We start from the raw sequence: 23,390 nt of genomic DNA, 5'->3' as shown, positions 1-23,390 counted from the left end.
CTGTCGAGGAAATCCCCAATGCCGTTCCGAAAACTGCTGATCGCCAACCGCGGCGAGATCGCGATCCGTATCGCGCGCGCCGCCGCCGAGTCCGGCCTCACCACGGTGGCGATCCATCCTGCCGACGATGCGGCGTCGTTGCACGTCCGCATCGCCGATCACGCCGAGCAGATCCCCGGCCGCGGCGCGCGGGCCTATCTCGACATCGAGGCGGTGATGGCGGCGGCGAAGGCGGCGGGCTGCGATGCGCTGCATCCCGGCTACGGCTTCCTCAGCGAGAATGCCGATCTGGCGCGGCGCTGCGCCGAGGAGGGTATCACCTTCGTCGGTCCGTCACCGGAGACGCTACGGCTGTTCGGCGACAAGGTCGCCGCCAAGGAGCTGGCGAAGCGCTGCGATGTGCCGATCATCGCCGGCACCGTCGGCCCGTCGTCGCTCGAAGAGATTCAAACGTTTTTTGCCTCGCTCGGTGACAAGCCGGCGGTGATGATCAAGGCGATGGCTGGCGGCGGTGGTCGCGGCATGCGCGTGGTCGAGCGCGCCGAGGATCTCGCCGACGCCTATGCGCGCTGCCAGTCCGAGGCCAAGGCGGCGTTCGGCTACGAGGGCGTCTATGCCGAACGGCTGATCCGCAACGCGCGGCACATCGAGGTGCAGATCATCGGCGACCGCCATGGCAATGTCAGCCAGCTGTGGGAGCGCGAATGCACCATCCAGCGCCGCAACCAGAAGCTGGTCGAGATCGCGCCGAGCCCGTCGCTGTCGGATGGCCTGCGCACCAGAATCGTCGAGGCCGCCAAGGCGCTGGCCGCGATGGCGAACTACGACAGCCTTGGCACCTTCGAGTTTCTGGTCGACGGCGACGCCGGTGAAGGCGACGGCGTCTATGCGTTCATCGAGGCCAATCCGCGGCTGCAGGTCGAACACACCGTCACCGAAGAGGTGCTGTCGATCGATCTGGTGCGCGCCCAGCTCGCGGTTGCGGGCGGCGCAACGCTGCCGTCGCTTGGGCTCGATCAAGCCTCCGTGCCGCAGCCGCGCGGATTTGCGATCCAGCTCCGCGTCAATATGGAGACGATGGACGCCAAGGGCGCGACCAAGCCGACCGGCGGCACGCTTGCAATCTTCGAGCCGCCGTCCGGCCCCGGCGTTCGCGTCGATACGTTCGGTTACGCCGGCTACACCACCAGCGCGGCCTACGACTCGCTGCTCGCCAAGGTGATCGTGCACGGCCGCGGCGACTGGACCGAGGCGGTGGCGAAAGCTTCCCGTGCGCTGCGCGAATTCCGGGTCGGCGGCGTCGCCACCAACATCCCGCTGCTGCAGGCGATCCTCGCCCATGCCGACTTCAAGGCCAATCGCGTCAGCACCAGCTTCATCGATCGCCACGTCGCGGATCTGGTCGAAGCCGCCCAGCAGTTCGGCCAACCGCTGATTGCGACGGTGAGCGCCGACAAGCGGAGCAGCACTGTCGCCGCGGCCAACGCCGAGCCGGTCCCCGAAGGCGCGGTCGCGATCGCCGCGCCGCTGCAGGGCACCGTGGTGGCGATCACGGTCGCCGAAGGCGACGTGGTGCGGCCCGGGCAGCAGCTCGCGGTGATCGAGTCGATGAAGATGGAGCATCTGGTCGCGGCCGAGCAGGGCGGCCGCATCCGCCGTATCGTCGCCCCCGACGGCGTGACGTTGATGCAGGGCGAACCGATCCTGTATGTCGAGCCGCAGGAGGTCGAAGGCGACCATGTGGTCGCCGAAGAAGATGTCGACCTCGACGCGATCCGGCCGGACCTCGCCGAGATGTTGGCCCGGCAGGCCAATACGCTCGACGAAAATCGGCCCGACTCGGTGGGGCGGCGGCGCAAGACCAATCAGCGCACCGCGCGCGAGAACATCGCGCAGCTCGTCGACGAAGGCTCCTTCATGGAATACGGCAGCCTGGCGATCGCCGGCCAGCGCCGGCGCCGCTCGCTCGACGACCTGATCAAGAACACCCCGGCCGACGGTCTCGTCACCGGTGTCGCCACCGTCAATGCCGCGAAGTTCGGCGAGCACGTCGCGCGCTGCATGGTGATCGCCTACGACTACACCGTGCTGGCCGGCACCCAGGGCCACATGAACCACAAGAAGATCGACCGGATGCTGACGCTGGTCGAGCAATGGAAGATGCCGCTGGTGTTCTACGCCGAGGGTGGCGGCGGCCGGCCCGGCGACACCGACCGGCTCGGCATGACCGGGCTCGACGGCCCGTCGTTCGTGCAGTTCGCCAAGCTGTCCGGCCTGGTGCCGGTGGTCGGCGTCGTCTCCGGCTATTGCTTCGCCGGCAACGCCGCGATGCTCGGCTGCTGCGACGTCATCATCGCCACCCAGAACGCCTCGATCGGCATGGGCGGGCCGGCGATGATCGAGGGCGGTGGCCTCGGCGTGTATCATCCGGCCGAGGTCGGCCCGGTGTCGTTCCAGGCGCCGAACGGCGTGGTCGACATTCTGGTGCAGGACGAAGAGGAGGCGACCCGCGTCGCGCAGAAATATCTGTCCTACTTCCAGGGCACGGTGAGCGAGTGGAAGGCTCCGGACCAACGATTGCTGCGCCGGGCGATCCCCGAGAACCGGCTGCGGGTCTACGACATCCGCAACGTCATCGATCTGATCGCGGACGAGGATTCGGTGCTCGAACTGCGTCGCGATTTCGGCGTCGGCATGATCACCGCCTTCATCCGCATCGAGGGCAAACCGTTCGGCCTGATCGCCAACAATCCGAAGCATCTCGGCGGCGCCATCGACGCCGACGCCGGCGACAAGGCGGCGCGCTTCCTGCAATTGTGCGATGCGTTCGACATTCCGCTCGTGTCGCTGTGCGATACGCCCGGCTTCATGGTCGGGCCGGAAGCCGAGAAGACCGCGATCGTCCGTCACGTCGCGCGGATGTTCGTCACCGGCGCCAGCCTCACCGTGCCGCTGTTCGGCATCGTGCTGCGCAAGGGCTACGGCCTCGGCGCACAGTCGATGATCGGCGGTGGCTTCCACGCTTCGTTCTTCACCGCGGCCTGGCCGACTGGCGAATTCGGCGGCATGGGTCTGGAAGGTTACGTCCGCCTCGGCTTCCGCAAGGAGATGGAAGCGATTGCCGATCCGGTCGAGCGCGAGGCTTACTATAAGAACAAGGTCGCGGAGCTGTACGCCAACGGCAAGGCGGTCTCGATCGCTTCAGTGTTCGAGATCGACAACGTGATCGATCCGGCCGAGACGCGGCGCTGGGTCATGGCGGGGCTGCGTTCGGTGCCGACGCCGCCCGAGCGCAGCGAGCGCAAGCGACCCTGTATCGATACCTGGTAGTAGCCGACGACTGTTCGAACGCATTGGGAGTGAGACGATGACACAAGCCGCTTTCGAGACGCCGATCGACGACACCGGCGCGGCGCTGATCGGGCCGTGGCGGCAGCCGCGCCAGATGCTGCACGCGCAGGTCTACGACTCGCACGCCTCGATCCACGACGACGCCACCGCCCAGAAGCTCGGCTTCAAGGGCGGCACGATCGAAGGGCCGACGCATTTCAGCCAGTTCGCGCCGCTGTGCGAACGGCTGTGGGGCAAGGAGTGGTTCGAGACCGGTTGCATCTCGGCGCATTATCGTAACGCCGCCTTCGAGGGCGAGGACGTCCAGGCGATCGTCGACAAGCCGGTGGCCGGCGCTCGTCACACCACGATCCGGATGGTCAAGCGCGACGGCACCGAGGTGCTGCGCGGTACGGTCTCGGTCGGCCACGATGCGCCGGCTTCGGCGCTCGACGTCCGCCTCGGCGAACTGAAGCCGCTCGCCGATCCGGTGATCTTGCGCGACGTCTCGGTCGGCATGACGACCAAGACCCAGGCGGCGCAGATGGACCATGAGCAGATCATGGGCGAGCTATATCCGTTCTCGCTCGCCCAGAAGCTCGAGGTCATCACCGAGCCGTCGCCGTATTATCGGCCGGGCGGCGGGGCGCCGTGGGGCAAGCCGATCATCCCGCTGGAAATGCTCAGCGTGCTGTTCCAGTATCTCAGCAAGCAGGACGGATTGCCGGTGCGCGGACCGGTGGTGGGCCTGTTCGCCGATCAGGAGATCCGGCTGATCCACGGGCCGCTGTTCGTCGGCGAGCCGTACCGGATCGAGCGCAAGGTGGTGGCGCTGTCCGGCAGCAAGCGCACCGAGAGCATGTGGGTGCGCAGCGAAGCCTATGACGCCACCGGCCGCCTGGTCGCGACCATGCTGCTGAATTCGGCGACGCTGAAGGATTCCTACGCGCCCTACGCGCAGGAACACGCCACGCTGTATCCGGCGGGATAGTCCTGCCTATTGGGTCAGGAACAGGCTGGCGGCAATCGCCACCGTGATGATCGCGGTGGCGACCACGCCCGTGGTTTGCAGCGCGCCGAACCGCCGCATCGCGAACGCGAAGGCGATGATGATCACCGACACGACGATCAGCCCCAGCTTGGCTTCGGTCATGTTTTCCCTCTTTCTCCGAGTGGAGGCGATCCTAGCGGTCGGCGGGGAGCGCAGTTTGTCGGGGCGCAAGCTCTGGTGAATTGGCTGCGAGTTTGTCGCGGCACAACGTTCCGGCAGGCGCTGCCTCTATGGTCGCGCCATGACCGACGCGACCGCAGCGGGCGTGCCCGCCTTGCCCGACAGCCCCGAGAGCCGCATCGCGCCCGGGGCCAGCGCGCTCGACTCGCTGCCCGGTCATCTGATGATGTGGGTGCTGATCTTCAGCGAACTTGCCGCGTTCGGCGCGCTGCTGATCGGGTTCCAAATCGCGCGGGCGCTGCAGCCTGAAGTGTTCGCGGCCGGGCAGGGCCAGCTCGATCCGGCGCTGGCCGCCGCCAATACGCTCTGCCTGGTGTCGAGCGGCTGGTTCGCCGCCAAGGCCAGCGCGGCCGCTTATGCGGGCTCACGCCAGGCGAAATGGCGCTGGACGATGGCTGCCTGTCTGCTCGGCGGCGCCTTCATCGCCATCAAGCTGTTCGAATATGCCGGCGAGATCGGCCGTGGCGCCGACATCGATGGCAGCACCTTCTTCACCCTGTACTTCCTGCTCACCGGGTTCCACCTGCTGCATGTCGCGCTCGGGATCGCGATCCTGCTCGGCGTGGCGTGGCGCGCTAATGCGGCCGCGGTCGAAAGCGGAACCTGTTTCTGGCACATGGTCGATCTGGTGTGGCTGGTGATGTTCCCGATCGTCTATCTAATGCGGTGACGCGATGATCCGGTTCACTCAGCGCCGGGATCGCAGCGCGATTGCTCTGCTGCTGCTCACCATCCTCGGAGTTCTACTTAGCGGCGGTGCCGCGGCAGCGTTTGCCGGCGGCGCCGTGCTGATGATCATCGCGGTGCTGAAGGCCCGCCTGGTCGTGCTCGATTATTTCGGGTTCCGCGGCGCGCCCGGGCCGTGGCGGGCGCTGTTGTTCGGCTGGATCGCGCTGGTGGCGTGCGGAGCACTCGCCTCGCCATTGGTGCAGGCCCTTCGCTAATCGTTCCGAACCTTGAGCTAGCACAAAGTTGCGGCGGTCCGGTCGATTAGTTTCGCGGGCGAAGCTGCAGCGCCGCACCTTCGCCTCCCCACATCGAAAAAGGAATCACGTGATGGCTGAACGCCTCACCAAGTCTGCCGCGCGCAACGTGTTCTTCGGCGGCTCGGCCTTCTTCTTCGCGATCTTCGTCGGGCTCACCGCCCACAGCCATTATTACATCGCGACCAAGTCGACCGACGCCTCGACGCTGACCCCGTCGGTGGCCCGCGGCAAGCACGTCTGGGAAAAGAACTCTTGCATCAACTGTCACACCCTGCTCGGCGAGGGTGCGTACTTTGCTCCTGAACTCAGCAATGTCTGGGTGCGCTGGGGCGGCGACAAGGATCCGGCTCAGGCCCGCGAGATGCTGAAGTCCTGGATGGCGTCGCAGCCGTCCGGCGTCCCGGGACGGCGGCAGATGCCGCAGTTCCATTTGACCGATCAGGAGGTGGGTGACCTCGCCGACTTCCTGGAGTGGACCAGCAAGATCAAGACCCAGCACTGGCCGCCGAACGACGCCGGCTGATCCGACCTTCACGCATCCGCATCAGAAAGACCTCGTGATGAAATATCAAACCCAAAAGGTCGCGCTGCTGTATTTCTACGGCGCGCTGACATTGTTCCTCGCCCAGGTGTCGTTCGGCGTGCTCGCCGGCACCATCTACGTGCTGCCGAACACGCTGTCGGAGCTGCTGCCCTTCAACATCGTCCGGATGATCCACACCAACGCGCTGATCGTCTGGCTGCTGATGGGCTTCATGGGCTGCGCCTATTATCTGGTGCCCGAAGAGGCCGAGAACGAGCTGTTCAGCCCGTTGCTGGCGAAGCTGCAGTTCTGGCTGTTCTTCGGCGCGGCCGGCGCCGCTGTGGTCGGTTACCTGTTTCACTATCACGAGGGCCGCGAATTCCTCGAGCAGCCGTTCGTGATCAAGATCGGCATCGTCGTGGTCTGCCTGATCTTCCTGTTCAACATCACCATGACGGTGCTGAAAGGGCGCAAGACGACGATCACCAACATCCTGCTGTTCGGGCTGTGGGGTGTGGCGATCTTCTTCCTCTTCGCGTTTTACAATCCGGCCAATCTGGCGCTCGACAAGATGTATTGGTGGTACGTCGTACACCTCTGGGTCGAGGGTGTGTGGGAGCTGATCATGGCGTCGGTGCTGGCGTTTCTGATGATCAAGCTCAACGGCATCGATCGCGAAGTGGTGGAGAAGTGGCTCTACGTCATCATCGGCCTTGCGCTGTTCTCCGGCATTCTCGGCACCGGTCACCATTATTATTGGATCGGCGCGCCGGGCTATTGGCAGTGGATCGGCTCGCTGTTCTCGACCCTCGAAGTCGCGCCGTTCTTCACCATGGTGGTGTTCACCGTGCAGATGACCTGGAAGGCCGGCCGCAAGCACGAGAACCGCGCCGCGCTGCTGTGGTCGGTGGGCTGCTCGGTGATGGCGTTCTTCGGCGCCGGCGTCTGGGGCTTCCTGCACACGCTGTCCAGCGTGAACTACTACACCCACGGCACCCAGGTCACCGCGGCGCACGGCCATCTCGCCTTCTTCGGCGCCTATGTGATGCTGAACCTGGCGATGATGACCTACGCGATCCCGCAGCTCCGCGGCCGCGCGCCCTACAACCAGGCGCTGTCGATCGCCAGCTTCTGGCTGATGTGCACGGCGATGAGCGTGATGACCTTCGCGCTGACCTTCGCCGGCATCATTCAGGTGCACCTGCAGCGTGTGCTCGGCCAGAACTACATGGAGGTGCAGGACCAGGTCGCGTTGTTCTACTGGGTGCGGCTCGGCTCCGGCGTCGCGGTGCTGATCTCCGCGCTGATGTTCGTCTGGGCGATTCTCGTCGCCGGACGCACCAAGCAGGCCACGCTGACTGGCGCCCTGCAACCGGCCGAATAGGCCCCCTGGCGGCCACGGCGATCCGTGGCCGCCGCTTTCCATTCACGGAGATCGCCATGAAGCCCGCTCTGCACGCCATCGATGCGACGCTGCCCGCTCCGCCGCCTTACACGCCTGCCGGCAACGAATGCGCGCTGTTCGAACACGCCTGGAAGCGGCGGGTGCCGCTGCTGCTGAAGGGGCCGACCGGCTGCGGCAAGACGCGTTTCGTCGCCCATATGGCGGCGCGGCTCGGCCTGCCGCTGTTCACCGTGTCCTGCCACGACGATCTCACCGCGGCGGATCTCACCGGTCGCTACCTGCTGAAGGGCGGCGAGACGGTGTGGGTCGATGGTCCGCTGACCCGCGCGGTGCGAGAAGGCGGCATCTGTTATCTCGACGAGGTGGTGGAGGCCCGCAAGGACGTCGCAGTGGTGCTGCATCCGCTGGCGGACGATCGCCGCGTGCTGCCGCTGGAGCGCACCGGCGAGGAACTGCAGGCGCCGCCGCACTTCATGCTCGTGGTGTCCTACAACCCCGGCTACCAGAGCCTGCTCAAAGCCCTGAAGCCCTCGACGCGGCAACGTTTCGCCGCCATCGAGTTCGGCTTCCTCGCGCCCGAGCAGGAGATCGCGGTGGTGGCCGCCGAGAGCGGCCTGCCGAGCGAGCGCGTCGCGCCGCTCGTCGCGCTGGCCGGCCGGCTGCGCAAGCTCAAGGGCCATGATCTCGAGGAAGGCGTCTCGACTCGGCTGCTGGTGTATTGCGCCAGTCTGATCAGCGAAGGACTCTCGGTGCGCGACGCCGTGCTCGCCGGGCTGATCGAACCGCTGACCGACGATCCGGATGTGAAAGCCGCGCTGATCGAAGTCGCCGGCGCGGTGATCGGGTGAACTGATCCCTCAATGCCGTCGTTCCGGGGCGCCGCGCAGCGGCGAACCCGGAGTCTCTCTCGATAACAACTTCCGGATTCCGGGTTCGCGAACTGCTCGCGCCCCGGAATGACATCCTGGGATTTCGCTGGAGCAGACGCCATGCTCGACTTCCTCGAACTCGAAGAGACCGTCGGCCGTGCCTGGCACCGCATGGTCGGGCGCGCCGCGAGCTATCCGGAGCATCCGGAACACGCGGCGACGCTGAACGACTGCCGCGGCGCGCTCGGCGTGATCTATCGCGGGCTCGGCGGCGAGACGGCGGTGCAGCTCGCCGGCAGCAGCGCACGCACGTCTGGGCACCGGCTCGGCTGGCGGCAGCGGATCGGGCTCGGCGAGGAGCGGCTGATGCAGCCCGGCCGCGACGACGCGACGTTGTTTCTGCCTGACCGGATCGCGCTGTTCGCCGATGTTGCGCTCAATCGGGCGCTGTATCGCTGGCTTGCCGCTTGGTTCGCGGTGACGCCGACCGACAGCGTGCAGGAAGCCGATCCGCTGCGGCGCGATGTCCTGCTATTGCGACGTGCGCATACTACGACGCAGCAGGTGCTGGTGACTTATCCCGGGCTTTGCTGCTCCTATCATCGCCTTGCGGCCGCAACGGCGGCGGCAAGGCCGCGGCGGGCCTTGCCGCGGATGGAGAGCGGTCTCGAAACCGCGATCCAGGCACTGCTCGGCGCGGAAGTCACGCCTGACCCCGAGCTGTGGCGGATGATCGTCACCGATGGCGAGATCTCGGCCCGGTCACCGCCGGGCTATCAGCCGTTCCTGCCGTGCCCGTTGTGGGGCGAAGTCTGGAGCCGCGAAGTCGAGGCTCCTGCCAGCGATCCCGACGAAACCGACGAGGCGGCGTCCAAGTCATGTTCGAAGCCACGGCGCAAGGCGGCGAATCGGAAGGCGGACGATGGGCCGAAGCGCGATCCGCTGGCGCTCAACCGCTTCGAGAAGATCCTGGCGATGGCCGAGGTGGTCAATGTCGATCGGCCGACCGACGAGGACGACGACGAGCACGCCGACAAGGCGGCCGACGATCTCGACGAGATCACCATCGGCAAATCGACCAAGAAGCCCGCGAGCAAATTCCACTTCGATCTCGATCTGCCGCCGCAGGCGATCGAGCACAGCCGGCTCACCGCCGGCACGCTGTATCCGGAATGGGATTACAAGCGCGGCGCCTACCTTGCGGATCATTGCCGCGTTTTGGCGCAGGAGGCGCCGGAACAGGGCGAGGCGTGGCAATGCGGCGAGGCGACACGGGCGCTGGTCAAGCGGGTGCGGCGTCAGTTCGAAGCGTTGCGGCCGCGGCACGAGGTGCTGCGGGCGCAAGCCGACGGTCATGATCTCGATCTCGACGCCCTGGTGCGCTCGCGCTGCGAGATCGCCGCCGGCGACGGTGGCTCGGATCGTTATCACCTTGCGGCGCGGCCGCAGGCGCGCGATCTAGCGGTGACGCTGCTGGTCGACGTGTCGCTGTCGACCGATGCCTGGATCGACAACCGACGCGTGCTCGACGTCGAGAAGGAGGCGTTGACGGTGCTGGCACACGGCATCGAGGCGTGCGGCGATCAGCACAGCATCCTGACCTTCACGTCGCGGCGCCGGGATTGGGTGCGGGTCGAGACGGTGAAGCGCTTTAACGAGAGCATGAGTCCGCTGGTCGAGCGGAGGATCGCCGCGCTGAAGCCCGGCTACTACACCAGGATCGGCGCGGCGCTACGCCATGCCAGCGCGGAGCTGGCCAAGCAGCCACAGCGCAAGAAGCTGCTGCTGGTGCTGACCGACGGCAAGCCCAACGACGTCGATCACTACGAGGGCCGGTTCGCGCTCAAGGACAGTCGCAGGGCGGTGCAGGAGGCGCGTCGCAGCGGCATCGCGGTGTTCGGCGTCACCATCGATGTCGATGCGCAGGCATATTTCCCGACGCTGTTCGGCCGCGCCGGCTACGCCATCGTCGGCCACATCGGCCGGCTGCCCGCCACGCTGCCCGGCATCTACCGCAATCTGATGGGGTGACCGGTCGCGGCGGCTCACTCCATCTCCTTCATCACCTGCGCGTACGTCAGGAGCGCGAACAATGCGGTGCCGCCGATCAGGTTGCCGATCAGCACCGGCGCGACGAAGCCGCCGAACACCTCCGTGACGCTCGCCGAGCCGTCCCACATCAGCATGAACGCCTCCGTGCTCCCGGCGACGATGTGGAGGAAGCCGCCGGCCGAGATCAGCCAGGTCATCACCACGATGATCCAGGCCTGGCTGCCTTCGGCGCTCGGCAGCAGCCACACCATCGCGGCGATCAGGAAGCCGGCAGGGATCGCCTTGAGCACGGAGACGAACCAGCCATGTTCGATCACGTGTCGGCTGATCTCGAGCATTTGCTGTTTCAGATCAGGTTCGATCGCGGGTGTGAAGCTGCAGAACGCCGCGGCGAACAGCGTGCCGGCGAAATTCGCCGCCAGGACGACCGCCCATAATCGCGCCGCGCGGCCGAGCGTGCCGAGCGACCAATTCGCCATCACCGGCAGCACCACCGTGATGGTGTTTTCGGTGAACAGCTGCTGGCGCGCCAGCACCACGATCAGAAAGCCGATCGAGTAGCCGAGACTGGTGACTAATGGCCGCCAGCCGGTCGGTTCCAGATGCTGCTGCAGGACCGCCTGCGCGAGTAGCGAGAAGCTGATCGACAGGCCGGCCGCGAGCCCGGACCACCACAGCGACACCACCGGCCGTGCCATCTCCTCTTCGCCGAGCCGGCGCACGATCTCGTAGATCACCGGCGTTCGTGGGGTCGATCGCGCCTCGACATCCTCGACCTCGCGCTCGGAGATCGGCGCATGGTTGGGGGCCGTCTCGGCGGTGACCTGATTCGATGATTGGTCGGAGTGGTGTTGCTTTGCTGATGCCATCGGCGGCCCTCGGTTCGGGCGACGGCGGGCGCAGGATCGCGTGCCGCCCTCGGGAACCGAGGTCAAAGCGTGACCGACGATGGAAGTTCCAGACCGTTCGGCCGCCTCTCGCGGCCGGCACTCGTTTCGGAATTCGAGTCCGCCGGTTGCCAGAGCGGTGTGGTGCCGCTCGCCGCCAGTGGCGGCAAGCGTAGCATATCAGGCCTGGGCGGCGGTCCAGTTCGGGAACGGATCTGGGAGTTGCCGCCACGCGTCAGGCGTGAACTGCTTCTCGTCGCCGACGAGGCACAGATCGAGCTGTCGGCGCAGCGCGGCTTCGTCCATTTCGCTGGTGCCGATGAACACGATCTCCTGGCGGCGATCGCCCCAGACGGGATCGAAATACGGCTTCATCGCCTCGTGCCAGTCGGCGTTGTCCGGCCAGCGCGTCTTCGGCACCGCCGACCACCACAGGCCGCGCTTGGAGGTGCGTACCATGGCGCCAGCCTGCGCAATCTCGCCGACGTGCTGCGGCCGCGTCGCCAGCCAGAAGAAGCCTTTGGCTCGAACGACGCCCGGCCAGCTCCGGTTGCAGAACGACTGGAAGCGCAGCGGATGGAACGGCCGCCGCGCGCGATAGACGAACGAGCGGATGCCGTATTCTTCGGTTTCCGGGACATGATCGGAGAAGCCGTTCAGCTCCTTGAACCACAGCGGATGCTGATGCGCGCGTTCGAAATCGAACAGCCCGGTGTGCATCACCGACGATAGGGGCACGTCGGCGAAATCTGCCTCGATGATCTTCGCGTCTGAGTTCAGCGCCCGCACGATCGACCGCGCGGTCTCGCGCCGGCTCGGCGAGGTCGCCGAGACCTTGTTGAGCACGATGACGTCGGCGAATTCGATCTGCTCGACTAAAAGATCGACCAGCGTGCGCTCGTCGTCGTCGCCGGCGACCTCGCCGCGATCGCGCAGGAATTCCTGGCTGGAGTAGTTCGCCAGCAGGCTGGCGGTGTCCACCACCGTCACCATGGTGTCGAGTCGGGCAATGTCCGAGAGGCTGTCGCCGTTCTCGTCGCGGAATTCGAACGTGGCCGCGACCGGCAGCGGCTCGGCAATCCCGGTGGATTCGATCACCAGCGCGTCGAACCGGCCGCTCTCGGCGAGCTTGCGGACCTCGACCAGCAGATCCTCCCGCAGCGTGCAGCAGATGCAGCCATTGGTCATCTCGACCAGCGACTCCTCGGATCGTGTCAGCCCGCCATCTTGCCGCACCAGTTCGGCATCGATGTTCACTTCGCTCATGTCGTTGACGATCACGGCGATCCGCCGACCTTCGCGGTTGGCGAGCATTCGGTTGAGCAGGGTAGTCTTTCCGGCGCCGAGGAAGCCGGACAGGACGGTGACCGGGAGCAGGGGGTGATCCATGGCGGACGAAGCCTTCGTTGCTGGTAAGGGAGGGTTGTTTTTGAAACGTTATAACGTTACATGCTTTCCAAGCAAGCAATCGAGACGCTGACCACGCCGCCGCAGTTCAATTGATCGTGCGCGCCGGATGGAAGTCCCGGCAGGCGGCCAAATCGGCCGAGTCGGTGCGCGTGCGGCATCCGACTGCGCGCCCAGCGGCCATTGAGAGGCCGCGAGTTCTGCAGTAAGGCTGTAACGATGGTCGCTTTGCTTCGGCGCGCCCCTCACTGAAGCCTGTTTTCGGCCGCCGGCGCGCTTTCCCGGCGACGGACATTTTTCACGGAACAGTTCAATGCCTGCTTATCGATCGAGAACGACGACCCACGGCCGCAATATGGCCGGCGCACGCGGCCTGTGGCGCGCCACCGGCATGAAGGATTCCGACTTCGGCAAGCCGATTATCGCAGTCGTCAACTCGTTCACTCAGTTCGTGCCTGGCCATGTCCATCTCAAGGATCTCGGCCAGCTCGTCGCGCGCGAGATCGAAGCGGCCGGCGGCGTCGCCAAGGAGTTCAACACCATCGCGGTCGACGACGGCATCGCGATGGGCCACGACGGCATGCTGTACTCGCTGCCTTCGCGCGAGCTGATCGCCGACAGCGTCGAATACATGGTCAATGCACATTGCGCCGACGCGATGGTGTGCATCTCCAACTGCGACAAGATCACGCCCGGCATGCTGATGGCGGCGATGCGGCTGAACATCCCGGCCGTGTTCGTCTCCGGCGGCCCGATGGAAGCCGGCAAGGTGGTGCTGAAGGGCAAGACCCACGCCGTCGACCTGATCGACGCGATGGTCGCCGCCGCCGACAGCAGCATGTCGGACTCCGAAGTGCAGGCGATGGAGCAATCGGCCTGTCCGACCTGCGGCTCGTGCTCCGGCATGTTCACGGCGAATTCGATGAACTGCCTCACCGAGGCACTCGGCCTGTCGCTGCCGGGCAACGGCTCGGTGCTCGCCACCCACGCCGATCGCAAGCGGCTGTTCGTCGAGGCCGGCCACACCATCGTCGATCTGGCGCGGCGCTACTACGAAGGCGACGACGCCTCGGTGCTGCCACGGAGCATCGCCAGCTTCAAGGCGTTCGAGAATGCGATGACGCTCGACATCGCGATGGGCGGTTCGACCAACACCGTGCTGCATCTGCTCGCCGCGGCGCGCGAGGCCGAGCTCGACTTCTCGATGAAGGACATCGACCGGCTGTCGCGCCGCGTGCCCTGCCTCAGCAAGATCGCGCCGTCGGTGTCCGACGTCCACATGGAGGACGTGCATCGCGCCGGCGGCATCATGGCGATTCTGGGTGAACTGGATCGCGCCGGGCTGCTGGATACGTCCTGCACCACCGTGCATGCCGAAACGCTTGGCGCTGCGTTGGCGCGCTGGGATATCCGCCAGAGCAACAGCGAGAGCGTCCGCACCTTCTTCCGTGCGGGGCCCGGCGGCGTGCCGTCGCAGACGGCGTTCAGCCAGGAGCGCCGCTACGACGAGCTCGATCTCGACCGTGAGAAGGGCGTGATCCGCGATGCGGCGCATGCGTTCAGCAAGGACGGCGGCCTCGCGGTGCTGTACGGCAACATCGCGCTGGACGGCTCCATCGTGAAGACGGCGGGCGTCGACGCCTCGGTCCTAGTCTTCTCGGGGCCCGCGAAGGTGTTCGAGAGCCAGGACGATGCGGTGTCGGCGATCCTGACCAACAAGATCGTCGCCGGCGACGTCGTCGTGATCCGCTACGAAGGACCGCGCGGCGGCCCCGGCATGCAGGAGATGCTGTATCCGACCAGCTACCTGAAATCGAAGGGCCTCGGCAAAGCCTGCGCGCTGATCACCGACGGCCGCTTCTCCGGCGGCACCTCGGGGCTGTCGATCGGCCACGTCTCGCCGGAAGCGGCGGAAGGCGGCCTGATCGGGCTGGTGCGTGACGGCGACCGGATCTCGATCGACATCCCGAACCGCACCATCTCGCTCGACGTCTCCGACGCCGAACTCGCCAAGCGCGGTGAAGAAGAGCGGGCGCGCGGTGATGCCGCCTGGACGCCGAAGGACCGCAAGCGCAAGGTCTCGGCGGCGCTGCAGGCCTATGCGATGCTGACCACCAGCGCCGCCAACGGCGCGGTGCGCGACGTCAAGCGGCGGGTTCGGTAAGCACCGAAATCCTAATAGCGCTTCTCCACGTCATGCCCGGCCTCGTGCCGGGCATCCACGAGGCCGCGACCAAGACGTGGACGGCTGGGACGGGCCCGGCCATGACGTAGCTCAGGAACGAATTAACAGTTCGCCTCAGCCCGATCGCCTCAGCGCGGCGGGCCGCTGCCGCGCGGTGCGATAGCCGGCGACGGCTTCGCCGAAGGCGAGAAACAGCGCGCGGTTGATCGGATTGACCTGCGGGTCGTATTCGGCGTGCCACTGCACGCCGAGCGCGAAGCCCGGCGCGTCGGCGATGCGGATCGCCTCGATGGTGCCGTCTTCGGCGACGCCTTCGATGACGATACGCGGGCCGGGCTCGAGGATGCCCTGGCCGTGCAGCGAATTCACCCGGATCAGATCGCGGCCGAACAGCTGGGCAAAGACGCCGCCCGGCGTGAGCTGCACGTCGTGGCGATCGGCGAACACCACGGTGGGATCGGGATGAACCTCGCCGTTCTCCAGCCGCGGCATCCGGTGGTTCATCCGCCCCGGCAGTTCGCGGATTTCCGGATGCAGTGAGCCGCCATAGGCGACGTTCATCTCCTGAAAGCCGCGGCAGATCCCGAATAGCGGCACGCCGCGCTCGACACAGGTGCGCACCAGCGCCAGCGCCAGCTCGTCGCGTGGCTGGTCGTAGGGCTCGTGGCGGGGATTGGGCTCGGTCTTGAAATAGGTCGGATGCACGTTGGCCCGGCCGCCGGTCAGCAGAATGCCGTCGACCACGGCGAGCAGGTCCTCGATCTCGGTGAAGTCGGACGAGCCACCGAACATCAGCGGCAGGGCACCCGCGACCTCGGCCACCGCGCGCAGGTTGCGCTCGCCCACATGCTGGACGGCAAACCGATTATCGACGAGATGGGCGTTGCCGATCACGCCGATTACCGCTCTGCCCGCCATCCTGTTCCTCCCTGACAACCCTCGGACCATACAGCCAAAACGGTGAAAATCGAGCCCGGCAATGCAGTTGAAATTGATTGTCAGCTCTGCGCTGGCGAACGCTCGGATCAATGGGTAGAAGCTGGCGCGTGTCGGCTGGGCGGATGTCCGCTGCGAGCCAGTTCTGTCCGTATTTTCACCAGGATCTCCCTTAGCCATATGCCACGCGTCATGACCAATGTCGTTTCACGCGAGCGCGCTCGATGAGCGTATTATCGCGCCCAGAGGCTCCGGCAGTTTCCGGCAGCGCCTCCGCTTCGGCGGCGCCCGTGCCCTGGCGGCTGCCAGCGGTCATCCGCAACTTCGTCCGCAACCGGGAAATCGGCCTGGTCATCGTCGCGGTGGTGATCGGCCTGTTGTCCGGCCTGCTGGTGGCGATCATCTGGCATCTCAGCGAATTCGCTCACGCCGTGCTGTTCAACATTCCGTTCGACACCCGTCTCAGCGCCAACGGCGTGATCTCGTGGCAGCGGACGCTGCTGGTGCCGCTCGGCGGGGCCGTCATCCTGACGATCATCGGGGTGTTCTACGCCGGCCGCTTCAAAGGGCGGCTGGCCGACGCGATCGAAGCGAATGCGCTGTATGGTGGGCGGATGTCGATGCGCGGCAGCCTGCTGATTTCTTTGCAGACGGTGCTGTCGAACGGCTGCGGCGGCTCGGTCGGGCTGGAAGCAGGCTACACCCAGATCTGCGCGGCGCTCAGTTCGCAGATCGGACAGCGTCTCGCCGCCCGACGCTCCGATATGCGGCTGCTGGTCGCTTGCGGCGCCGCGGGCGCGATCAGCGCTGCATTCACTGCACCGCTCGCGGGCGCGTTCTTCGCGTTCGAAGTCGTGCTCGGCGCCTACACCTCGGCCAGCTTGGTGCCGGTGATCGCCAGCGCCGTATCGTCGTGGCTCGTGATGCGGAACCTGGTGCACACCTCGTTCCTGCAGATCCCCGGCACGCCGACGCTACCGTCCGTCGAGATGGTCGGTCAGACCGTGCTGATCGGTGTGCTGTGTGCGTTCTTCAGCATTCTGGTGATGCTCGCGGTGGCATTCTCGGAGCGGGTGTTTCTGCGCATCACCGTGCTGCGCGGCGCGCTGCGGTTGGTGATCGGCGCGGCGCTGCTCGGTGGGCTGGCGTTGCTCACGCCGACCGTGCTCGGCTCCGGGCACGGCGCGATGCAGCTTCTGCTGATGAGTGACCCGACCTGGCTGATGCTGGTGACGACGCTGCTGCTCAAGGCGCTGGCGTCCGCGATCTCGCTCGGCGCGGGCTTTCGCGGCGGTCTGTTCTTCGCCTCGCTGATGCTCGGTGCATTGATCGGACAGCTCTACAGCACGGTGCTGATGCCGTACTTCCCGAACATCGCATTGCAGCCCGGGACGGCGGCAGTGGCCGGGATGGTGGCGCTCGGCACCGGCGTGATCGGGGCTCCGTTCAGCATGATCTGTCTGGCGCTCGAGCTGACTGGGGACTTCTGGGTGACGATCGGTGCGGTGGTTGCGGCCTCGACGAGCGCACTGATCGTGCGGGAGTTGTTCGGCTACAGCTTTGCCACCTGGCGCTTCCATCTGCGCGGCGAGACGATCCGCGGTCCGCAAGACATCGGCTGGATCAAGCAGATCAGCGCGGCGACGCTGATGCGATCGGATTTCGCCTCTGCGCAGGACGACCTGCCGATCTCGACCGCGCAGAAATTGTTTCCGCCCGGACGCGTCAAGCAGATCGTGTTGCGCAAAGGCGACGGAAGCTATGGCGGAATCGTCAGCTCGGCCGAACTGCACGGCGTCACCGACGCCGATCACGATACGCTCGCGACATTGGCGCAGCTGCGCCACCAGTACCTGCTTCCGAGCGTCACCGTGCGCGATATCCTCGCCACCTTCGATCGCAGCGAGGCGGACGTTCTCGCAGTGGTCGACAATTTGGCGACCAAGCAGGTGATCGGCACCGTCAGCGAGGCTCACGTCCTGCGCACCTACTCGACCGAACTCGAGCGGCGTCATCAGGAAGTGTTCTTCCGTTGATCGCGCAGTCGCTTCAGCCGGTGGCGGCGAGCTCCGCCATGTAGGCGCGCCAGCCGCCGAAATGCGAAATGTCGCGGGCACCCTCGAGTGCCGCCGGCTCGGCGAGGAAGCCTTTCACCGTGGTGCCGTCGGCGAGGGTCAGCGTGCCGATCGACAACGGTGATGGAATCGCCGCGACGAATGAGCCGAACGCTGCCGGCGACAGCGCCCACACCTCTACGGCAATCGCAGTGCCTGCGCCGGGCGCCACCCGAAGCAGGCCGGGCTTCGGCGGCACGGTGCCTTTCAGTGCGTAAAGTTTGTAGTCCGGTGTTGTGGCGGTGGCCGACAGCAGCCGGCCGCCGAGCGCCGTCAGCTCGCGGTTCAGTGGCATCCCGGACAGATGCGCCCCGACCACCGCAATCGCGATCTCGTCGGCGGCGTCACCGTCTGCGACTTCAATGAGCGGTGGCTGGGACTGGCCGCTGGCGCCCATCGGCAGCGCGGTGTCGGCATGGAAGACGCGGCCGAGGCTGGCAAGCTCGGCGTCGCGGCCGGCGGGCGCCAGCAGCGTGATGCCGAACGGAATGCCATCGCTGCGGATCGACGCCGGCAGCGCCAGGCCGCAAAGGTCGAGCAGATTGACGAAATTGGTGTAGGTGCCGAGCCGGCTGTTCAGCGTGACCGGATCGGCCAGCACGTCGTCGACGGTGTACGCGGTCGGCGCTGTGGGGAGCACCAGTGCATCGATCCCGGCAAAGCTGCGCTCGGCGATCTTGCGCAGCGCCTGCAGCCGATACAGCGCCGAGAATGTATCGGCGGCGGAGATCTTGGCGCCGGCGAGGGTGATCTGCCGCGTCACCGGATGCACCGCGTCCGGCTGGGTGTCGAGCAGCGCCCGGATCGTCAGATAGCGCTCTGCCACCCACGGCCCTTCGTACAGCAGCCTTGCCGTCTCGTAGAGCGGCTCGACGTCGATCTCGACCAGCTCGGCGCCGAGCCGCCGCCAGCGCTGTAACGCCTCGTCGTAACTGCGCGCCGCAGCGTCGTCGCCGAAGAACTGCAGCTGACCTGATTGCGGCGCGCCGAGCCGCACCCGCTTCGGCATCGCGGTGATCGCCGCCACCGGGCGCTCGCGCGAGAACGGATCGTCGGCGTCCGGTCCCGTCATCACCTGAAGCGCCGTGATCGCATCATCGGTGGTCAGGGCGAACACCGAAACGCAGTCGAGCGTGCGGCAGGCCGGCACCACGCCGGTGGTCGAAATCATCCCGAGGCTCGGTTTCAGCCCGACGATATTGTTGAGCATCGCCGGCACCCGGCCGGAGCCCGCCGTGTCGGTGCCGAGCGACAGCGGCACCAAGCCGGCACCGACTGCGACCGCAGAGCCGGAGCTTGATCCTCCGGGCACCAGATCGCTGCGGATAGCGTTGCGCGGGACGCCGTAAGGCGAGCGTACACCGACGAGGCCGGTGGCGAACTGATCGAGATTGGTCTTGCCGATCACGATCGCACCGGCGGCGCGCAGCTTGGCGACCGCAGTGGCGTCGCGCGACGGCTGATACGAAAATGCCGGGCAGGCGGCGGTGGTCGGCAGGCCGGCGACATCGATATTGTCCTTCACCGCGACAGGCACGCCGTACAGCGGCAGCGACGGATCGCGTGCCGCAAGCGCGACCGCTTCGGCGATCGCATCGGCCTCGTCGCGCAGGGTGATGAACAGCGCCGGGTCCGCATAGGCGCGGATGCGCTGATAACAGCGCGCAATCGTCTGCGCCGGCGTCGTGGTGCCGGCGCGATGCGCGGCGACGATTTCAGGGATGGTTTCGAATTGGCTCATACCGACACCGCGTAGATTTCGTATTCGTCGCGCACCAGATCGATGTGATGGCGCATCGCCTTGGCGGCTCCGTCGCGGTCGCCGCGCAGGATCGCGATCACCACGCGGTCGTGCTCGGCATGTGACTTCGCCAGCCGGCCGAGATTGCGGAACTGGGCGCGGCGGAACGGCTGCACCCGCACCCGCGTCGCCAGGGTGATCTCGGCGATATAGTCGTTATGCGCGCCGGCATAGATCGCGTTGTGGAAGTGTTCGTTGACGTCATGGAAGCGCTCCGGATTGCCCTGCGAGCTGAGCATCCGCAGCTCCTCATGGATTGTCTCCAGCGTTCGCCGCTCCAGCGGCGTCATCCGCTCGGCCGCAAAGCTCGCGCAGAGCGCTTCGAGTTCCGACATCGCTTCGAACATGCCGGTCAGCCGCTCGAACGAGGGCTTAGCCACGACGGCGCCGTGATGCGGCCGCGACTCGACGAGACCGCTGGCGACGAGCTGGCGTAGTGCCTCCCGCACCGGCGTGCGCGACACCTTGAAGCGCTGCGCGATCTCGGTTTCATCGAGTGCTGCGCCGGGGCGCAACGAGCCGCGCACGATCTCGTCGGCGAGCTGGCGTCGCAGCTCTTCGGCGCGGGTGATCTTGATCGGCGCCGGTTCCCGCGCCATCCGCGTGCCCGGAGTGATGACTCCGGGCGGCGCAAGAGACGCCCTGGTTCGGCGCGACGTCAGCGCATCATCGAAGCTCATGTCGACGCTCGCGGTTCGTCGATGATGCTGACATGGGCGGCGACGATGCGCCAGCCTCGCGCAAATCGCACCCAGGTCTGCATCTGGCGGCCGACCTTGCCGGGCGCGCTGTCGCGATAGAACAATGTCGACGCGACCGCCGTGTCACGGCCGTAGGCCGTGATGATTGTGCGCGCCGTGGTGCGCATCAGTCCCGCCGGTGAGCGCGCGCCGCGGAATGCCTTGATCTCGTTGTAGCCGTAGAGGTTCTCGCCGCCGCCGTAGCGCAGCGTGCGCGGATCGTCGTGGAACAGCTCGTTCAGCGTGGCGACGTCGTTGCCGACGAGCGCGGCCTCGTAGCGTGCGAAGGCTTCGCTGACTTCGGCGACGATTTCGGGCAGATCGATATCCATCTTCAGAAATCTTTCGGTCGTGCTGCGCCGGCGACGCCAGCGCGCTCCAGCGCAGCGGCGACGCGCAGCGCAATGTCCTCGCGCCACGGCGCGGCGATGATCTGCACGCCGATCGGCAGCGGTTCGAGCGGGATCGGGGCGGCCACCACCGGTAGGCCGATGAACGAAATCGGCTGGGTGTGGAGGCCGACATTGGCGCGCACCGGCAGGTCGACGCCGTCGAGCGTGAAGGTGACCTGTCCAAGTTTGGGCGCGACGCAGGGCGTTGCCGGGGCGATGATGACGTCGACCTGCTCGAACAGTTCGAGCACCCGGGCCCCGTACCAGCGCCGGAACTTTTGCGCGCGGTCGACCAGCGACGCCGGCACCATCGCGCCGGCCAGCAGTCGGTCACGCACCGCGGGATCGAAATCGTTCGGCCGCTGCCGCAGCCGGTCGAGATGCAGCGAGGCGCCTTCGGTGGTGCTGATAACATACGCGGCGGCGCGGGCGCGGGCGGCCTCTGGCAGTTCGACCGAGCGGGTGACGCCGAGCGCCTTGACGACACGCCCGACGGCTTCTCGCGCCTCCGGAAACAGGTTGGTCTCGAAGTAACCGCCGGCCTTCGCGATCCGCAGGCCGTCGATGCCTTGCGTCAGCAGGCCGGAGACCGGCTCCGGCGCCCGTGTGGTGCAGGCGGCGTCGCCATCGTCCGGCCCCTGCATCGCGTCGTAGGCCAGCGCTAGATCGGCAGCGCTACGCGCCAGTGGTCCGAGATGATCGAAGCTCGCCACGAACGGGAACGAACCGGTGCGCGGCAGCCGTCCGTAAGTCGGCTTCAGCCCGAAGATGCCGCACAGCGAGGAGGGGACGCGGATAGAGCCGTTGGTATCCGAGCCGAGCGCCAGCGGCACCTCGCCGCCGGCAACGGCCGCGCCCGATCCGCCGGAGGAGCCGCCGGTCATCCGGGTCGGGTCGTGCGGATTGCGCGACGGGCCGTCGTGGATGTTCTCGCCGGTGAAGTCGTAGGCGTACTCGCCCATATTGAGTGCGCCGATCAGCACCGCGCCAGCGGCTTCCAGCCGCTGGATCAGCGGCGCATCGTGAGCGGCGGGCGCGCGGTCGCGGTTGATCTTGGAGCCGGCGCGGGTGGCGAGCCCAGCGACGTCGAACAGGTTCTTCACCGCGAACGGCACGCCGGCGAGCGGGCCGGGGTTCTCGCCACGCGCGATCGCGGCGTCGATCTCACGAGCGCGCGCACGGGCGCGATCGGCCACGACATCGGTGAAGGCGTTGAGCGTCGAGTCGGCCTGGGCAATCCGCGCGATTGCAGCGTCGGTCGCGGCGAGGGCGGTTGTGGTTCGGTTCGCCACGGCAGTGGCGATCTCGGCGGCGGTCATCCAATCGGTGGACATTGCAGAACTGATCTCAGGCACGGAACACGCTCGCAGGCTCGGTCTCGTCGGGCAGCGGAAACTCATCGACCATCCGCGCCAGCTTCAGCGAAACCTCGAGATTGGCCCGCACCGCCGGCCGCCAAGTCGGATCGATCGGCAAATCAAGCGCGGCAGCGACGGCGTCGATGTAGGTGTCGAGGGGATCGGTCAAAATCAGTACCTTTCAAGTAATCAGTTCGTCATTCCGGGGCGCGCGCAGCGCGAACCCGGAATCCCGAGATGATGGAAGCGAGATTCCGGGTTCGCTCGCGGGCGCGAGCGCCCCGGAATGACCATGTAGAATTGTGCGTCGCGTCATCACGTCACCGGCAGCGGCGGATGTGGGATCGCGGTGAGGAGTTCGCGGGTGTAGTCGTGCTGCGGGCTGCCGAGCACCTGCTGGGAGGTGCCCTGTTCGACGATCCGCCCCGAGCGCATCACGATGACGCGGTCGCAGAGCAGCCGCACTACGTTGAGGTCGTGCGAGACGAACAAATAGCTCATCCCGAGCGATTGCTTCAGATCCTGCAGCAGGTTCAGCACCACAGCCTGTACCGAGACGTCGAGCGCCGCGGTCGGCTCGTCTAGGATCACCAGCTTCGGGCGTAGCGCGATGGCGCGGGCGATGCCGACGCGCGCCTTCTGGCCGCCGGAGAGCTGATGCGGAAAGCGGTCGAGCAGATCGAGCGGCAGGCCGACCTGCTCGGCCAGTTCCTCGCAGCGCACCCGCACCGCGTCGCGGCCTTTGATCTCGCCGAGTTGCAGGACCGGATCGGCGATCGCGCGCGCGGCGGTGAAGCGTGGATTGAGGCTGTCGGTCGGATCCTGAAACACCATCTGGATCGATTTGCGCAGCGGCAGTCGCGTGAAGCGCTGTGGCAGGATGGCGCCGATCTCCTCGCCGTCGAACACGATGCGGCCCGAGGTCTGGTCGAGCAGCCGCATCAGCATCATCGAGGTGGTCGACTTGCCGCAGCCGGACTCACCGACCAGCCCGACGCTTTCGCCGTGACCGATCTGGAAGCTGATGCCGTCGACGGCGCGAAACACCTCCGGCTCTGGCGCCGGTCCGCGTGAGAACAGCCGGCTCAGCGTCGCGGTGGCGCCCTGGCGCGGATATTCCTTCACCAGCTTTTCGACCAGGAGGAGGGGGGCGGTTGTCTCCCTCTCCCCGCTT

At 66.6% G+C, this 23,390-nt stretch carries 20 protein-coding genes; 10 read left to right on the top strand and 10 right to left on the bottom strand.

Annotated features, from left to right (window positions below; translation table 11 throughout):
* Positions 1 to 18 precede the first annotated feature (18 nt).
* Together DNX69_RS04175 and DNX69_RS04170 are read left to right on the top strand one after the other, a co-directional pair.
* Complete coding sequence (locus DNX69_RS04175; protein ID WP_110784727.1) at positions 19 to 3,330, top strand: acetyl-CoA carboxylase family protein; 3,312 nt, start codon at positions 19 to 21, stop codon at positions 3,328 to 3,330.
* A 37-nt stretch (positions 3,331 to 3,367) separates the two neighbouring features.
* A complete protein-coding gene (locus tag DNX69_RS04170) occupies positions 3,368 to 4,321 on the top strand; it encodes a hotdog fold domain-containing protein (RefSeq protein ID WP_110784726.1) in 954 nt (317 codons plus the stop codon).
* A gap of 6 nt (positions 4,322 to 4,327) precedes the next feature.
* On the opposite strand, the gene DNX69_RS26220 is transcribed toward DNX69_RS04170, so the two are convergent.
* The gene (locus tag DNX69_RS26220) at positions 4,328 to 4,483 is read right to left on the bottom strand and encodes a hypothetical protein (protein ID WP_012495088.1); all 156 of its coding nucleotides are present in this window, start codon (positions 4,481 to 4,483) and stop codon (positions 4,328 to 4,330) included.
* Positions 4,484 to 4,622: 139 nt separating this feature from the next.
* On the opposite strand from DNX69_RS26220, the gene DNX69_RS04165 reads away from it, so the two are divergent.
* The 6 genes from DNX69_RS04165 (at position 4,623) to DNX69_RS04140 (ending at position 10,375) form a co-directional block, all read left to right on the top strand.
* Positions 4,623 to 5,231, top strand: coding sequence for a cytochrome c oxidase subunit 3 family protein (locus tag DNX69_RS04165; protein WP_110784725.1), 609 nt, complete (start codon positions 4,623 to 4,625; stop codon positions 5,229 to 5,231).
* Positions 5,232 to 5,235: 4 nt separating this feature from the next.
* Positions 5,236 to 5,505, top strand: coding sequence for a cytochrome C oxidase subunit IV family protein (locus DNX69_RS04160; RefSeq protein ID WP_110784724.1), 270 nt, complete (start codon positions 5,236 to 5,238; stop codon positions 5,503 to 5,505).
* Positions 5,506 to 5,617: 112 nt separating this feature from the next.
* Positions 5,618 to 6,070: a c-type cytochrome gene (locus tag DNX69_RS04155; protein ID WP_110784723.1), complete on the top strand. Its 453-nt coding sequence runs from the start codon at positions 5,618 to 5,620 to the stop codon at positions 6,068 to 6,070.
* Between the two features lie 37 nt (positions 6,071 to 6,107).
* The gene (locus DNX69_RS04150; RefSeq protein WP_110784722.1) at positions 6,108 to 7,454 is read left to right on the top strand and encodes a cbb3-type cytochrome c oxidase subunit I; all 1,347 of its coding nucleotides are present in this window, start codon (positions 6,108 to 6,110) and stop codon (positions 7,452 to 7,454) included.
* Positions 7,455 to 7,510: 56 nt separating this feature from the next.
* Entirely contained in the window at positions 7,511 to 8,323 is an 813-nt protein-coding gene (locus tag DNX69_RS04145) for a CbbQ/NirQ/NorQ/GpvN family protein (protein ID WP_110784721.1), read from the top strand.
* 141 nt (positions 8,324 to 8,464) lie between these two features.
* Positions 8,465 to 10,375, top strand: coding sequence for a nitric oxide reductase activation protein NorD (locus tag DNX69_RS04140; protein WP_110784720.1), 1,911 nt, complete (start codon positions 8,465 to 8,467; stop codon positions 10,373 to 10,375).
* Positions 10,376 to 10,389: 14 nt separating this feature from the next.
* On the opposite strand, the gene DNX69_RS04135 is transcribed toward DNX69_RS04140, so the two are convergent.
* Together DNX69_RS04135 and zigA are read right to left on the bottom strand one after the other, a co-directional pair.
* Positions 10,390 to 11,265, bottom strand: coding sequence for a formate/nitrite transporter family protein (locus DNX69_RS04135; RefSeq protein ID WP_110784719.1), 876 nt, complete (start codon positions 11,263 to 11,265; stop codon positions 10,390 to 10,392).
* Positions 11,266 to 11,463: 198 nt separating this feature from the next.
* The gene (gene zigA / locus DNX69_RS04130) at positions 11,464 to 12,672 is read right to left on the bottom strand and encodes a zinc metallochaperone GTPase ZigA (RefSeq protein ID WP_110784718.1); all 1,209 of its coding nucleotides are present in this window, start codon (positions 12,670 to 12,672) and stop codon (positions 11,464 to 11,466) included.
* 331 nt (positions 12,673 to 13,003) lie between these two features.
* Here zigA and ilvD point away from each other — a divergent pair, with 331 nt between their 5' ends.
* Positions 13,004 to 14,854, top strand: a complete 1,851-nt coding sequence (gene ilvD / locus DNX69_RS04125) for a dihydroxy-acid dehydratase (RefSeq protein WP_110784717.1) — start codon at positions 13,004 to 13,006, stop codon at positions 14,852 to 14,854.
* A 135-nt stretch (positions 14,855 to 14,989) separates the two neighbouring features.
* Here the strand turns inward: ilvD and DNX69_RS04120 are convergent, their stop codons facing one another.
* Positions 14,990 to 15,793, bottom strand: a complete 804-nt coding sequence (locus tag DNX69_RS04120; RefSeq protein WP_110784716.1) for a gamma-glutamyl-gamma-aminobutyrate hydrolase family protein — start codon at positions 15,791 to 15,793, stop codon at positions 14,990 to 14,992.
* Positions 15,794 to 16,035: 242 nt separating this feature from the next.
* Here DNX69_RS04120 and DNX69_RS04115 point away from each other — a divergent pair, with 242 nt between their 5' ends.
* On the top strand, positions 16,036 to 17,847 hold the full coding sequence (locus DNX69_RS04115; protein ID WP_110784715.1) for a chloride channel protein: 1,812 nt from the start codon (positions 16,036 to 16,038) through the stop codon (positions 17,845 to 17,847).
* Between the two features lie 13 nt (positions 17,848 to 17,860).
* On the opposite strand, the gene atzF is transcribed toward DNX69_RS04115, so the two are convergent.
* From atzF to DNX69_RS26530, 6 genes are all read right to left on the bottom strand, one after another.
* Positions 17,861 to 19,666 (bottom strand): allophanate hydrolase, encoded by a 1,806-nt coding sequence (gene atzF, locus DNX69_RS04110; RefSeq protein WP_110784714.1) that lies wholly within the window; start codon positions 19,664 to 19,666, stop codon positions 17,861 to 17,863.
* Entirely contained in the window at positions 19,663 to 20,325 is a 663-nt protein-coding gene (locus DNX69_RS04105) for a GntR family transcriptional regulator (protein WP_110784713.1), read from the bottom strand. The genes atzF and DNX69_RS04105 overlap by 4 nt, the downstream gene beginning before the upstream one ends.
* Positions 20,326 to 20,402: 77 nt before the next feature.
* Positions 20,403 to 20,798: an oxalurate catabolism protein HpxZ gene (gene hpxZ / locus DNX69_RS04100; RefSeq protein ID WP_110784712.1), complete on the bottom strand. Its 396-nt coding sequence runs from the start codon at positions 20,796 to 20,798 to the stop codon at positions 20,403 to 20,405.
* Positions 20,799 to 20,800: 2 nt separating this feature from the next.
* Positions 20,801 to 22,192, bottom strand: a complete 1,392-nt coding sequence (locus tag DNX69_RS04095; RefSeq protein ID WP_234826838.1) for an AtzE family amidohydrolase — start codon at positions 22,190 to 22,192, stop codon at positions 20,801 to 20,803.
* A gap of 13 nt (positions 22,193 to 22,205) precedes the next feature.
* Positions 22,206 to 22,385: a DUF4089 domain-containing protein gene (locus DNX69_RS04090; protein WP_110784710.1), complete on the bottom strand. Its 180-nt coding sequence runs from the start codon at positions 22,383 to 22,385 to the stop codon at positions 22,206 to 22,208.
* A gap of 146 nt (positions 22,386 to 22,531) precedes the next feature.
* On the bottom strand, positions 22,532 to 23,390 hold an 859-nt coding region (locus tag DNX69_RS26530), incomplete at its 5' end, for an ABC transporter ATP-binding protein (RefSeq protein WP_234826837.1).

This window comes from Rhodopseudomonas palustris, from assembly GCF_003226555.1.
Taxonomy (GTDB): domain Bacteria; phylum Pseudomonadota; class Alphaproteobacteria; order Rhizobiales; family Xanthobacteraceae; genus Rhodopseudomonas; species Rhodopseudomonas palustris_I.
The sequence above is the reverse complement of the archived record's forward strand: the minus strand, read 5'-3'. Positions and strand labels throughout refer to the sequence as shown.